This window comes from Mixta calida, from assembly GCF_002953215.1.
GTDB lineage: Bacteria > Pseudomonadota > Gammaproteobacteria > Enterobacterales > Enterobacteriaceae > Mixta > Mixta calida.
The window spans coordinates 3,608,716-3,622,881 of the sequence record NZ_CP026378.1; the positions used below are offsets into that span (position 1 = coordinate 3,608,716).

Here is a 14,166-nt window from a genome sequence, read left to right on the forward strand (position 1 = left end):
GAAACAACAACCAGAGCGCTTATCTCAATCAGTAAAGCAGGCGCGCGCGCATGGTGCCGGGGATCGCCTTCATCGACGCCAGCGCTTTATGCGCCGCATCCTGCTCCGCGTCGATATCGATCACCACATAGCCCATCGCCGGCGTGGTTTGCAGATACTGCGCGGCGATGTTGATGCCCTGCTCCGCGAAAATCTGGTTGATCGCCGTCAGCACGCCTGGGCGGTTTTCATGGATATGCAGCAGGCGGCTGACATGCTCGCCGTGCATCGGCAGGGAGACTTCCGGGAAGTTAACGGCGGAGAGCGTAGAGCCGTTGTCCGAATATTTCGCCAGCTTGCCCGCCACTTCAATGCCGATATTCTCCTGCGCTTCCTGCGTCGATCCGCCAATATGCGGCGTCAGAATAACGTTATCAAACTCGCACAGCGGAGAGCTGAACGGATCGCTGTTGGTAGCCGGTTCTTCCGGGAATACGTCAATCGCCGCGCCCGCCAGATGTTTGCTGGCCAGCACGCCGCACAGCGCCGGAATATCCACGACCGTGCCGCGCGAGGCGTTGATCAGCAGCGAACCGGGCTTCATCAGCGCCAGCTCCTCGGCGCCCATCATATTCTGGGTCGACGGCGTTTCCGGCACATGTAGACTGACCACGTCGCTCATATTGAGCAGGTCGGAAAGGTGCGTCACCTGCGTGGCGTTGCCCAGCGGCAGCTTGTTTTCAATATCGTAGAAGAAGACATGCATGCCCAGACTTTCCGCCAACACGCCCAGCTGCATGCCGATATGGCCATAGCCGATGATGCCGAGTTTTTTGCCGCGCGCTTCATACGAACCCGCCGCCTGTTTGTTCCAGATGCCGCGGTGTGCTTTGGCGTTAGCTTCCGGAACGCCGCGCATCAGCAGCAGCAGTTCGCCAATCACCAGCTCCGCCACCGAGCGGGTATTGGAGAAAGGCGCGTTAAATACCGGCACGCCGCGCTTCGCCGCCGCATTCAGGTCCACCTGATTGGTGCCGATGCAGAAGCAGCCCACGGCCACCAGCTTCTCCGCCGCGGCGAAGATCTCTTCAGTCAGCTGAGTACGGGATCGAATGCCAATAAAGTGCGCATCGCGGATGGACGCTTTCAGCGCGTCACTGTCGAGCGCACCTTTGTGATATTCAATATTGGTGTAACCTGCCGCGCGCAGATTATCCAGCGCGCTCTGGTGGACGCCTTCCACCAGCAGAAACTTAATTTTGTCTTTCTCCAGTGATACTTTTGCCATTTCCCGACCCTATTTTGCAGACTTCAGATGGGGCTGTGATAAGCCAGCCTTCTGCCAAAATATCAAAATTTACGCGCGCGGCAATACAAACGATTGCCTGCCGCTCAGCATGGCTGGGGGGCGAGAACAACAGATACGGCAGATTATGATGGCAACGACGGCGCAGGCAGGATGATAATGCTGCGCGTTACCGTTATGTGACATAAGTCACCAAATTACGCCAGCCAGAGAAAAGATGTTTTTCGACAAGAAATAACTGGCGCCTTGACGCGCCAGCAAGATCATTTGGTGATAGTTTTAACGCCGTCCGGGCCGCCAATCAACGCCACATCCGCACCGCGCGCGGCGAACAGGCCCACGGTCACCACGCCGGGCAGCGCGTTAATGGTGCGCTCCAGCTCAGTGGGATTGACGATGCTGAGATTATGCACGTCGAGAATAATGTTGCCGTTGTCGGTCACCACGTTCTGACGATACTCAGGCAGGCCGCCCAGCTTCACCAACTCGCGCGCCACATAAGAACGCGCCATCGGGATCACTTCGACCGGCAGCGGGAAGCGGCCCAGCACATCCACCTGTTTCGAGGCGTCGGCGATGCAGATAAACTTCTCCGCCACCGCCGCAACGATCTTCTCGCGCGTCAGCGCCGCGCCGCCGCCTTTGATCATCTGCATCTGCGGATTGATTTCATCCGCGCCGTCAACGTAGATCGCCAGCGAGTCCACTTCATTGAGATCGAATACCTGAATGCCGAGGCTCTTTAACTTCAGCGTGGAAGCTTCGGAGCTGGAGACCGCGCCATCAATCTGATGTTTGATCGAGCCGAGCGCGTCAATAAAGTGGGCGGCGGTGGACCCCGTGCCTACGCCGACGATGGTGCCCGGCGTGACATAGTCCAGCGCGGCCCAGCCTACTGCTTTTTTAAGTTCATCCTGCGTCATGGTATGTTTAAAACCTGTGCTAATGGTGTGCGCGTAGTATAAAACAAGCGCGGATTAAAGTGCGCGTTCGCCGCGCGGCGATTTGCCGCTTTGTAAGACAGCCCACAGATTGATGACCGCGCATAAGGTGCAAAGCGTGAATTTTATGGCATAGTGCCTTACCCATACCTGAAGGAGAGCCACAATAACAATGAAAAGACCCGATTATCGAACGCTTCAGGCTTTGGATGCTGTGATCCGCGAACGCGGCTTCGAACGCGCGGCGCAAAAATTATGTATTACCCAGTCAGCGGTGTCGCAACGCATTAAGCAGCTGGAAAATATGTTCGGCCAGCCGCTGCTGGTGCGCACCGTTCCGCCGCGTCCGACCGAGCAGGGACAGAAGCTGCTGGCGCTGCTGCATCAGGTCGAACTACTGGAGGATGAGTGGTTGGGCGATGAAAACGGCGGCACCACCCCGCTGCTGCTGTCGCTGGCGGTGAACGCCGACAGTCTGGCGACCTGGCTGCTGCCCGCGCTAAAGGATGTGCTGACCGATTCGCCGGTGCGCCTTAATTTGCAGGTTGAAGATGAAACCCGTACTCAGGAACGGCTGCGTCGCGGCGAAGTCGTGGGCGCGGTAAGTATCCAGCCGCAGCCGCTGCCCAGCTGTCTGGTCGATCGACTTGGCGCGCTCGACTATCTGTTTGTCGGCTCGCGCGAGTTCGCCGCGCGCTATTTTCCCAACGGCGTCACCCGCTCCGCGCTGCTGAAAGCGCCGGCGGTGGCGTTCGACCATCTGGATGATATGCATCAGGCGTTTTTGCAACAGAATTTCGATCTGTCGCCGGGCAGCGTTCCCTGCCATATCGTTAACTCGTCCGAGGCGTTTGTGCAGCTGGCGCGCCAGGGCTCGACCTGCTGTATGATCCCGCATTTGCAGATTGAAAGGGAGCTGGCCAGCGGCGAGCTGATCGATCTGACGCCGGGCCTCTATCAGCGCCGTATGCTTTACTGGCACCGCTTCGCGCCGGAAAGCCGCCTGATGCGCAAGGTAACCGACGCGCTGCTGGCGCACGGCCATCGCGTGCTGCGTCAGGAAGATGAGACGGTTCCCGGCTGAGGAACAACGATGTAAAAAAGGCGACCTGGCGTCGCCTTTTCGCTTTATGGATTGCGTTGCAGCTCAAACACCACATCCACCTGATCGTCAAAATGAATGCTCTGCTGCTCATAGGTCTGCGCGGCGGAGGCCATCGGCGCCGCGTCGGCTGCTTTATACATGCGCGCTATCGGCATCGGCTGATAGTTGGCGACATGGTAGCGCACGCTGTATACCGGCCCCAGCTTGGCGTTAAAGCCCTGCGCCAGCGCCGCCGCCTGCTGCGTGGCGTTTTCAATCGCTGCCTGACGCGCTTTCGCTTTGTAATCGTCCGGGTTCGCCACGCCCAACTCTACGGAGCGGATTTCATTCAGTCCCGACTTCAGCGCGCCATCCAGCAGGTCGTTCAGCTTATCCAGCTGGCGTAACGTCACCTGCACCTGACGCACCGCGCGGTAGCCCTTCAGCACCGACTTGCCTTCTTTGGTGTAGTCATACTCCGGCTGAGTGCGCAGATTGGCCGCATCGATATCTTTCTTCTCGATACCGTTTTTATTCAGAAAATCGAAATACTGGGCAACGCGATCGTCAGCCTGTTTTTTCGCTTCGGCGGCATCCTTTGAAGAGACGTTGACTTCGATAGCCAGCGTAGCAATATCGGGACGCGCGTCGACGCTGGCCTGTCCGGATGTCACGATATGCGGTCCGCCAGGCAGCTCATCGGCATGCGCCGCCAACGATCCGGCGCCTAATCCCATCATGGCAGCCAGTGCCAGTGCTTTCAGTTTCACGAACGGTCCTCCTTGAAGACAAAACAAATTAACGGGGCGCTATGCCGCGCCGCTGTGACGATGACGCAAGCCTGCCACAAGCACGCGGACGATGACATGCGTGTTCCTCTGAGTTTTTATTCTGGCAAAAGTTTCTTTTTTTGCCGCCCCGCCCCGTTTAATTATTCTGCCGCTCAGTGGAAACCGGCCAGCCCCTGCATCGCCAGCCGGAAAGCGATAACCCACATCACCAGGCCGACGAACAGATTGATGACGCGCTGCGCCCGGACGGTGCTGAGACGCGGCGAGAGCCAGGCCGCCAGCAGCGCCAGGCTAAAGAACCAGAGACAGGAAGCGCTGACGGTGCCGAGCGCGAACCAGCGTCGCGCTTCGGCGGGCAGCTGCCCGCCCAGGCTGCCCAGCACCACAAAGGTATCCAGATAAACATGCGGGTTCAGCCAGGTGACCGCCGCCAGCGTGGCGATAATCCGCCAGCGGCTCTGCTGCTTTATCTGGTCGCTGGCCAGGCTGATATTGGCGCTGAAGGCGGTGCGCAGCGCGCCCCAACCGTACCAGAGCAGAAACGCCACGCCGCCCCAGGTGACCAGATTAAGCAGCAGCGGCGACTGATTCAGCAGCGCGCTGCCGCCGAAGACGCCGGCGCAGATCAGAATAATATCGCTAAGCGAACAGAGCGCCGCGGTCATCACATGATACTGGCGACGAATCCCCTGATTCAGTACAAACGCATTCTGCGGTCCCAGCGGCAGGATCAGCGCGACGCCTAACGCAACGCCCTGAAGATAGACGGATAACATACATTTTCTCCCTGATAAGCATGGCGAAGGAGTGTATAGCGACGGATCGGCGGGGGGAAATGGAAAGAACTAATCGGGTATCAGCAGGGCTAATAGAAACGGGCGGGAAAGTTCCCGCCCGGTCAGCTTATTGCGCCTTCGCCGTTTCGGCCTCGGCAGTTTTTACCTGGTGCAGATGCACATCCATCTGCGGATAAGGAATGCCGATGCCGTGCGCATCCAGCGTGCGCTTGAAGTTTTTCATCAGATCCCAGTAGACATCCTGCAGATCGCCGCTGTTGCTCCAGCAGCGCACCACAAAGTTAAGCGACGAGGCGGCCAGTTCGTTCAGGCCGATCTGTACGCCGCGATCCTGCAACACGCGCGGATCGGCGTCTACGACTTCACGCAGCAGAGCGATCACCTGATCCACGTCGGCATCATACGCCACGCCGATAACGAACTCGTTGCGGCGCACCGGCTCACGCGAGAAGTTAACGATGTTGCCAGCAATAATCTTACCGTTAGGCACCACGACGATTTTGCCGTCACCGGTGCGCAGCGTGGTGGAGAAGATCTGCACATGGAGTACGGTGCCCATGACGCCGCCGAGATCGACGAACTCGCCGGTGCGGAACGGACGGAAAGTCACCAGCAGCACCCCAGCAGCCAGGTTAGAGAGCGATCCCTGTAATGCAAGACCAACGGCCAGACCGGCGGCGCCCAGTACGGCGATCACCGACGCCGTTTGCACCCCAACGCGCCCCAACGCCGCGATCAGCGTAAAGGCGATAACGCCGTAGCGCACCAGCGCCGACAAGAAATCCGCCACGGTAGCGTCAATATGCCGCGCCAGCAGCAGACGGTTCACGCCGTTAGAAATAATGCGGGCGATGAGCATCCCGACAATAATGATGGCAATGGCGGCGACAATATTGACCGCATAGCTCAGCAGCAACGCCTGGTTATGCACCAGCCAACCGCCCGCGCTGTTAATACTGTTGACCACGTTTAAATCTTCCATTTATCCACCCTGTTGTGGTTCCCAAAAAAGTAACGACAACCGTCAGCGGGAACTGACGAACCATTCACAAAGGGTAAACAATATATTTCCTGTTCGCCAAGTAACTGACGAAAAACGTTACATTTTTGACACAATAAACGTAAAAAAGGCCCCGCAGGGCCTTTTATAAGCAACTCGCCGATTACAGCGTGTTAATGTTGTTCAGCTCTTTGAACGCCTGTTCTAAGCGCACAACCATAGAGGACTGTGCGGCACGCAGCCAAACGCGCGGATCGTAGAACTTCTTGTTCGGCTTATCTTCGCCTTCCGGGTTGCCCAGCTGAGCCTGCAAATAGCCTTCGTTCTTTTTGTAGTACTGCAGAATACCGTCCCAGGTCGCCCATTGGGTGTCGGTATCGATATTCATTTTGACCACGCCGTAGTCGATAGACTCTTTGATCTCCTCCGCAGAAGAACCAGAACCGCCGTGGAATACAAAGTTCAGCGCGTTGTGCGGCAGGTTGTGTTTCTGGCAAACATATTCCTGAGAGTTTTTCAGGATTTTCGGCGTCAGCACTACGTTGCCCGGCTTGTAAACGCCATGAACGTTGCCGAAGGAAGCGGCGATGGTGAAACGATGGCTCACTTCACTCAGCTTGGTGTAGGCGTAGTCTACATCTTCCGGCTGGGTGTAAAGCGCGGAGCTGTCGAGATGGGAGTTGTCCACGCCATCTTCTTCACCGCCGGTCACGCCCAGTTCGATCTCCAGGGTCATATCCATCTTCGCCATGCGCGCCAGATATTTGCTGCAGATTTCGATGTTTTCTTCCAGAGATTCTTCAGACAGGTCGATCATGTGAGAAGAGAACAGCGGTTTGCCGGTCTGGGCGAAGTGTTTTTCACCCGCGTCCAGCAGGCCGTCGATCCACGGCAGCAGTTTCTTGGCGCAGTGGTCGGTGTGCAGGATAACCGGCACGCCATATTTTTCAGCCATCAGGTGAACATGGTGCGCGCCAGCGATAGCGCCGGCGATAGCGGCAGCCTGCGGCTCGTCAGATTTAAAACCTTTGCCGGCGATGAACGCGGCGCCGCCGTTAGAGAACTGAACGATAACCGGCGCTTTTACCTTAGCGGCAGCTTCCAGTACGGCGTTGATAGAGTCGGTGCCCACGCAGTTTACAGCGGGCAGAGCGAATTTGTTCTCTTTCGCTACCTGGAACACTTTCTGTACGTCATCACCGGTGACAACGCCTGGTTTTACGAAATCAAAAATTTTAGACATCTGTTTTGTCCTGTTTCGTCGGCCGTGTTACGGATTCACGCCCATGTCATAAGCTGGGCAATACGTTCTGGCAGGGCCTGCGCCCTGCCCCAAAAGTTACTGTTTCGCGCGCTCTTCCAGCATCGCGACCGCTGGCAGTTTTTTGCCTTCCACGAACTCAAGGAACGCGCCGCCGCCGGTAGAGATATAGGAAATTTTATCTTCGATGCCGAACAGGTCGATGGCTGCCAGCGTATCGCCGCCGCCTGCAACGGAGAAGGCTTCGCTGTCGGCGATCGCGTTAGCGATGATTTCGGTGCCTTTACGGAAGTTCGGGAATTCGAACACGCCTACCGGGCCGTTCCACAGGATGGTTTTCGCCTCTTTCAGCACTTTCGCCATCGCCTGCGCCGTTTCATCGCCGAAGTCCATAATCTCTTCGTTGTCGGCGACTTCGTTAACTTTTTTCACGGTCGCGGTCGCAGTTTCAGAGAATTCCGTGCCTACGCGGGAGTCGGTCGGCACCGGAATGCCGAACTGATCGCGCAGGCCTTTCGCCGCTTCAACGAAGTCCGGCTCATACAGAGATTTGCCGACTTTGTTGTCGATCGCCACGAAAGTATTGGCGATGCCGCCGCCGACGATCACGGTGTCGGCGATTTTTACCAGCGAGTTCAGCACGTCGAATTTGGTGGAGACTTTAGAACCGCCCACCACCGCAACCAGCGGACGAGCCGGGTTGTTCATGACTTTGCCCAGCGCTTCCAGCTCGGCGGAAAGCAGCGGACCGGCACAGGCGATCGGCGCGAATTTGCCGACGCCGTGCGTGGAAGCCTGCGCGCGGTGCGCGGTGCCGAACGCGTCCATAACGAACACGTCGCACAGCGCCGCATATTTTTTAGAGAGGGTTTCGTCGTCTTTCTTCTCGCCTTTGTTGAAACGCACGTTCTCCAGCACGACCAGCTCGCCAGCGCCCACTTCCACGCCGTCCAGGTAGTCTTTCGCCAGCGTCACGTTGGTGCCGCTCAGCTTCTCTTTCAGGTAATTAACCACCGGCAGCAGCGAAAACTCTTCGTTGTATTCGCCTTCGGTCGGACGACCCAGGTGCGATGTCACCATCACTTTCGCGCCCTGCTTCAGGGCGGCTTCGATGGTCGGCAGAGAAGCGCGGATACGCGCGTCTGACGTCACTTTCCCTTCTTTAACCGGTACGTTGAGATCGGCACGGATCAGAACGCGTTTACCAGCAAGATCCAGATCGGTCATCTTAATTACAGACATGGTGAACCCTCTCGTTGATTCTCATAAGTTTTGTCAGACGCATCCGCGTCTTACCTGAAACCGCTTGCGGCCATCGCTAAGGTGGTGTCGAGCATCCGGTTAGCGAAGCCCCATTCATTGTCACACCAGACTAATGTCTTAACCAGGTGGTGACCGCTGACCCGCGTTTGCGTGCCGTCCACTATGGCACTGTGCGGATCGTGATTAAAATCGATCGAGACTAACGGTATTTCCGTATAGTCAACTATACCACTAAAAGCCCCCGCTGAGGCATTTTGCAGCACCGCGTTCACCTCGCTGGCCGTGACCGCCGCCCGCACGCTGACGCTCAGATCCATCGCGGTGACGTTGATCGTCGGCACGCGCACGGCGATCGCTTCGAAGCGATCGTGGAACTGCGGCAGGATACGGCCAATCCCCGCGGCCAGCCGCGTATCCACGGGAATGATCGACTGGCTGGCGGCGCGCGTGCGGCGCAGATCGCTGTGATAAGCGTCGATCACCTGCTGATCGTGCATCGCGGAATGGATAGTGGTAATCGCGCCGGATTCAATGCCGAAAGCGTCATCCAGCAACTTAATTATTGGAATGATGCAGTTAGTGGTGCAGGAAGCGTTGGAGACAATGCGGTCAGTTTGTTTAAGAGCCTGTTCGTTAACGCCGAACACTACCGTAGCGTCGAGATCGCCGCCGCCGGGATGGGAAAACAGCACTTTCTTCGCGCCCGCCTGCAGATGGGCTTCGCCATCGGCGCGGCTGCCCCAAATGCCGGTGCAGTCCAGCACGACGTCGACGTTCAGTTCGCGCCACGGCAGATCGGCGATCCGCGCCTGATGCAGCAGACGAATGGTATCGTCGCCGACCCATAGCAGATCGCGCTCCTGACGCACCTCCCAGGCGAAACGGCCATGGCTGGTGTCATATTTCAACAGATGCGCCATCCCGGCGGATTCCGCCAGTTCATTGATGGCGACCACGCTGATTTCCGCCCGGCGTCCGGTTTCATACAGCGCGCGCAATACGCTGCGTCCAATGCGACCAAAGCCGTTAATCGCTACGCGAAGGGTCATAGTATTCCTGCGTCAGAACCTGAAAAAAACGTGCCGATAGCCTGAGCCAGCCGCTACGATTTGTACAGGGAAAAATCCACTGGCGTCAACCGCCATGCACGGGGGAAACCGCGCTAACTGAAACGCTTCAGCGAGAATATTCGTTACCAGGAATAATTAAAATGACAGCGATCAACCCTTAAAACAAACTTCTGACGCAGATCACAATTTTGAATAAAAATTGCAGAGAGAAGCGCCGTTTCTTCTCTGCCTCATAGTATGGTGACGCTTCACTATGCTTTTTTTTTCATCAAACGCATCGCGTCGGGTACTTTTTGCTGCGCAACCGCCTCATCTGCCGCTGAAAGCGAGGCGCTCCATATAAGACGCTTTGTTGCGGGAAATGATTCCTGACGCAAAAAAACGCCGATGGCTGCGTAATATATTTAGGTTCTGTAAAAGGACATTATGAACTACAACCTGCTTTGGGGCGTCTGGATAATCTGGGCGCTGGCTCTGCTGGTCTATTGTCTTGAATGGGAAAGCCGTTGGGGCTTATTAAATCGTCTGTTAAAAATAGCGCCGACGTTAATAATATCTTTCATAATTTTATCTTTACTTCGCTATCTGAAATCTGACAAAGGACTGACTATGTTTAAACGTAAAGAGAATTCGCCTGCCGATAATTACTCTTCGCTGAAGCAGGAAACGATTATCCCGCCGCAGCCTCTGCAAGAGAATATTGAAAAAGTCTCCTCCGCAATTGTCGTGGATAAAGAAGCCACGATTATTCCCGCCAGCTGCCATATTACCGGTGAAGTAAAAGCGTCTGGCGATATGAAAATTAACGGCACGATTGACGGTACCATCAACGCGGAGAAAACCGTCTACGTGCTTAGTCAAGGCAATGTGGACGGCGAGATCTATGCGGCGAAAGTGGTTGTGGATGGCAAGGTTAAAGGCGTCTGCTCCAGCGCGATAGTGGAGATCAACGCCAGCGGCTTTATGGACGGCACCATTGAAAGCGACGATCTTTCTATCAATAAAAGCGGGCGCTTTTACGGTATATCGAAACCGCTGGCTGTAATGAAATCGCCAGTGGAAAGTAAACCTGTCGTCAAAGAGAGCAGCGGCGAAAAGCTAACGGTTATTCAGCAGGTGTTAGATAATATGCAGGAAAATCGCTGATCGCGCTTAGGGTGAATTAACGATGTATCGTCGATATAAAAATCCCGTTAAGCATTAAGTAAATCTTTTTCATTAAGCTGCAACAGAAACAATATTATTTACACCTTTAAACTAGCCAATTCATTAATCGCAGGGTAAAAGAATGCATTAATGCAGTCAGTTAAATCTCCAACCACCAGGGAATTAGCGGTAGCGCTTATTTACTCCGCTAAAAAAGTAGCCGCAGGACAGTAATTGAAATTTAATTAATGCGGTATTATCGCGTCAAAAATAATGGCGCAGGGTTTAAGCTGCGCCATTTGAAAAGCGGGTTCGACCGTCCACCGGTCGAACCTCTTTTTTACAGAATTGCTTTGGCTTTCGCCACGACATTATCCACGGTGAAGCCAAACAGCTCGAACAGCTTCTCCGCCGGCGCCGATTCGCCGAAGCTGGTCATACCGATAATCGCGCCGTTCAGGCCGGTATATTTGTACCAGTAGTCGGCAATGCCCGCTTCGATAGCGACGCGCGCGCTGACCGCTTTCGGCAGCACCGATTCACGGTAGGCTTCGTCCTGCTTGTCGAACGCGTCGGTAGACGGCATGGAAACCACGCGCACCCGATAGCCTTCGGAAGTTAGACGATCCCAGGCGGCGACCGCCAGTTCCACTTCAGAACCGGTAGCGATCAGGATCAGCTGCGGCTGACCTTCGCACGCTTTCAGTACGTAGGCGCCGCGCGCGATGTTTGCCAGTTGCTCAGCGTCACGCGGCTGCTGCGCCAGGTTCTGACGGGAGAAAATCAACGCGGTCGGGCCATCTTTACGCTCAATGGCGTATTTCCACGCCACGGCGGATTCCACCTGGTCGCATGGACGCCATGTGCTCATGTTCGGCGTTACGCGCAGGCTCGCCAGCTGCTCAACCGGCTGGTGCGTCGGGCCATCTTCACCCAGGCCGATAGAGTCGTGAGTATAAACCATCACCTGACGGATCTTCATCAGCGCCGCCATACGCGCCGCGTTGCGCGCATATTCCACGAACATCAGGAAGGTCGCGGTATAAGGCAGGAAGCCGCCGTGCAGCGCGATGCCGTTGGCGATGGCGGTCATGCCGAATTCACGCACGCCGTAGTGGATATAGTTGCCCGCCGCATCCTGGTTGATGCCTTTCGAGCCGGACCACATAGTCAGGTTGCTCGGCGCCAGGTCGGCAGAGCCGCCCAGGTATTCCGGCAGCAGCTTGCCAAAGGCTTCGATGGCGTTCTGCGAGGCTTTACGGCTGGCGATTTTCGCCGGGTTCGCCTGCAACTGTTCAATGAATTTCTGCGACGCTTCCTGCCAGTTGGCCGGCAGTTCGTTGCTCATGCGACGGGTGAATTCGGCCGCCAGCGCCGGGTAAGCTTCCGCGTAAGCGTTGAATTTTTCCTGCCAGGCCGCCTCTTTGACGCGACCCGCTTCTTTCGCATCCCACTCGGCGTAGATTTCCTGCGGGATAACGAACGGCGCGTGTTCCCAGCCCAGCTGCTTGCGGGTCAGCGCGATTTCGTCATCGCCCAGCGGCGCGCCGTGGGAGTCATGGGTGCCCGCTTTGTTTGGCGAACCGAAGCCGATAACAGTTTTGCACATCAGCAGAGACGGTTTGTCGCTGACCGCTTTCGCTTCTTCGATCGCTTTTTTAATCGATTCCGCATCGTGGCCATCGACGCCGCGCACCACATGCCAACCGTACGCTTCGAAACGGGCGCCGGTGTCGTCGCTGAACCACTCTTCTACGTGTCCGTCGATGGAGATGCCGTTGTCATCGTAAAACGCCACCAGCTTGCCCAGCTTCAGCGTGCCCGCCAGCGAGCAGACCTCGTGGGAGATGCCTTCCATCATGCAGCCGTCGCCCATAAAGACATACGTATGGTGATCGACAATCTCATGACCTGGACGGTTGAACTGCGCGGCCATAGTGCGCTCCGCAATCGCCATGCCGACCGCGTTGGCGATGCCCTGGCCCAGCGGACCGGTGGTGGTTTCCACGCCAGCGGTGTAGCCGAACTCCGGATGACCTGGCGTTTTAGAGTGCAGCTGACGGAAATTCTGTAACTCGCTCATCGGCAGATCGTAGCCGGTGAGGTGCAGCAGGCTGTAAATCAGCATCGAGCCGTGGCCGTTGGAAAGGACGAAGCGATCGCGATCTGCCCACAGCGGGTTGGTCGGATTGTGGTTCATATAGTCGCGCCACAGCACTTCGGCAATATCAGCCATACCCATCGGGGCGCCCGGATGGCCAGATTTCGCTTTCTGCACAGCGTCCATACTTAAAGCGCGAATAGCGTTGGCAAGCTCTTTACGAGAAGACATGTTTTACTCCAGGTCGGATTATTGTGCTTCGCCTTCCTTAACCTATTGTAATTAATGAGTTATCAGGCAAAGTCAAAGAAAAGTCGCCAAACAATGTACATGAAAAGCGGGGTGAAAGTACATGGCGCGGGCTGCAAAATATCAGGGACAATTTGCGCTTTAAGCGTTGTCTGCTGGGCTTTATTTCTCAGAACCGTTATAAAAAAGTCTTCCTGAATAAAACCGCCCTGCGCATTTTATTCAGAACGCTGTTTTTTTTATTAGCTTGTTACTGTTAAGGGATGAGAAAGGAATGAAAATCCGTGCTTGTGTGGTGGCGATCTCTCTCGCCACGTTACTTTCTGGTTGTCAGAATCTTGATAGCTCCGCATTAATGCAGTCCGGCGCGCAGGCTTTTCAGGCCGTCACCTTAAGCAACGATCAGGTGAAGGCGCTCAGCGAACAATCCTGCCAGCAGATGGACAGCGAAGCGCAAATCGCGCAGCCCGGCAGCGAATACCAGAAACGCCTGGATAAAATCGCCGCCGCACTGGGCAACAACATCAACGGCACGCCAGCCAACTATAAGGTTTACATTACCAAAGACGTCAACGCCTGGGCGATGGCCAACGGCTGCATCCGCGTTTACAGCGGCCTGATGGATATGATGAGCGATAACGAAGTGGAAGCGGTGCTGGGCCATGAGATGGGCCACGTCGCGCTGGGCCACTCCCGTAAGGCGATGCAGGTTGCTTATGCCACGACCGCCGCGCGCACCGCCGCCGCGTCGATGGGCGGCATCGCCGCCAGCCTGTCGCAGTCGCAGTTGGGCGAACTGGGACAGAAACTGGTGAGCGCGCAGTTCTCCCAGACACAGGAGTCGCAGGCGGATGATTACTCCTACGATCTGCTGAGAAAACGCGGCATCAACCCGAACGGCCTGGTCACCAGCTTTGAAAAACTGGCGAAGCTGGAAGGCACGCATCAGAGCTCGATGTTTGACGATCACCCGGCTTCGGAAGCGCGTGCGCAGCATATCCGCGAACGCATGGCCGCCGACGGCCTCAAATAAGCCCATCGGGAGGCGATATTCCTCCTTTTTTCTGCCAACGGCCTTAAAAAAGGGGAGGCTTCCCGCCTCCCCAGTCAGCGTGCTGATAAACTCAAAAAGCGGGCGTCATAGACCAGAGAGCAAAGCGTCCCGCGCCATGAACGGC

Annotated in this window: 12 protein-coding genes; 3 read left to right on the forward strand and 9 right to left on the reverse strand. The window is 56.2% G+C overall.

Translation table 11 applies throughout. The annotated features are described in order from the left end of the window. Positions 1–28: 28 nt before the first annotated feature. Together serA and rpiA are read right to left on the reverse strand one after the other, a co-directional pair. On the reverse strand, positions 29–1,267 hold the full coding sequence (serA, locus tag C2E16_RS17215; protein ID WP_038624299.1) for a phosphoglycerate dehydrogenase: 1,239 nt from the start codon (positions 1,265–1,267) through the stop codon (positions 29–31). Between the two features lie 281 nt (positions 1,268–1,548). Beyond that, complete coding sequence (rpiA, locus tag C2E16_RS17220; RefSeq protein WP_038624297.1) at positions 1,549–2,208, reverse strand: ribose-5-phosphate isomerase RpiA; 660 nt, start codon at positions 2,206–2,208, stop codon at positions 1,549–1,551. Positions 2,209–2,398: 190 nt separating this feature from the next. Here rpiA and C2E16_RS17225 point away from each other — a divergent pair, with 190 nt between their 5' ends. Then, positions 2,399–3,310 (forward strand): LysR family transcriptional regulator ArgP, encoded by a 912-nt coding sequence (locus C2E16_RS17225; protein ID WP_038624295.1) that lies wholly within the window; start codon positions 2,399–2,401, stop codon positions 3,308–3,310. A 44-nt stretch (positions 3,311–3,354) separates the two neighbouring features. Here the strand turns inward: C2E16_RS17225 and C2E16_RS17230 are convergent, their stop codons facing one another. The 6 genes from C2E16_RS17230 to epd all read right to left on the reverse strand — a co-directional run bounded on the left by C2E16_RS17230 (position 3,355) and on the right by epd (position 9,471). Next, positions 3,355–4,080, reverse strand: a complete 726-nt coding sequence (locus tag C2E16_RS17230; protein ID WP_084970478.1) for an oxidative stress defense protein — start codon at positions 4,078–4,080, stop codon at positions 3,355–3,357. A gap of 173 nt (positions 4,081–4,253) precedes the next feature. Continuing rightward, positions 4,254–4,877, reverse strand: a complete 624-nt coding sequence (argO, locus tag C2E16_RS17235) for an arginine exporter ArgO (protein ID WP_038624291.1) — start codon at positions 4,875–4,877, stop codon at positions 4,254–4,256. A 127-nt stretch (positions 4,878–5,004) separates the two neighbouring features. Continuing rightward, positions 5,005–5,880 (reverse strand): small-conductance mechanosensitive channel MscS, encoded by an 876-nt coding sequence (gene mscS, locus C2E16_RS17240; protein ID WP_038624289.1) that lies wholly within the window; start codon positions 5,878–5,880, stop codon positions 5,005–5,007. A gap of 181 nt (positions 5,881–6,061) precedes the next feature. Then, a complete protein-coding gene (fbaA, locus tag C2E16_RS17245; protein WP_038624287.1) occupies positions 6,062–7,141 on the reverse strand; it encodes a class II fructose-bisphosphate aldolase in 1,080 nt (359 codons plus the stop codon). 96 nt (positions 7,142–7,237) lie between these two features. Then, positions 7,238–8,401, reverse strand: a complete 1,164-nt coding sequence (gene pgk / locus C2E16_RS17250; protein WP_038624285.1) for a phosphoglycerate kinase — start codon at positions 8,399–8,401, stop codon at positions 7,238–7,240. 50 nt (positions 8,402–8,451) lie between these two features. Further along, the gene (gene epd, locus C2E16_RS17255; protein WP_084970479.1) at positions 8,452–9,471 is read right to left on the reverse strand and encodes an erythrose-4-phosphate dehydrogenase; all 1,020 of its coding nucleotides are present in this window, start codon (positions 9,469–9,471) and stop codon (positions 8,452–8,454) included. Between the two features lie 630 nt (positions 9,472–10,101). On the opposite strand from epd, the gene C2E16_RS17260 reads away from it, so the two are divergent. Then, complete coding sequence (locus C2E16_RS17260) at positions 10,102–10,638, forward strand: bactofilin family protein (protein WP_159378863.1); 537 nt, start codon at positions 10,102–10,104, stop codon at positions 10,636–10,638. 340 nt (positions 10,639–10,978) lie between these two features. Here the strand turns inward: C2E16_RS17260 and tkt are convergent, their stop codons facing one another. Continuing rightward, entirely contained in the window at positions 10,979–12,970 is a 1,992-nt protein-coding gene (gene tkt, locus C2E16_RS17265) for a transketolase (RefSeq protein ID WP_084970481.1), read from the reverse strand. Between the two features lie 292 nt (positions 12,971–13,262). Between tkt and loiP the strand changes: the two genes are divergently transcribed. Beyond that, complete coding sequence (loiP, locus tag C2E16_RS17270; RefSeq protein ID WP_084970482.1) at positions 13,263–14,021, forward strand: metalloprotease LoiP; 759 nt, start codon at positions 13,263–13,265, stop codon at positions 14,019–14,021. Positions 14,022–14,166: the final 145 nt, after the last annotated feature.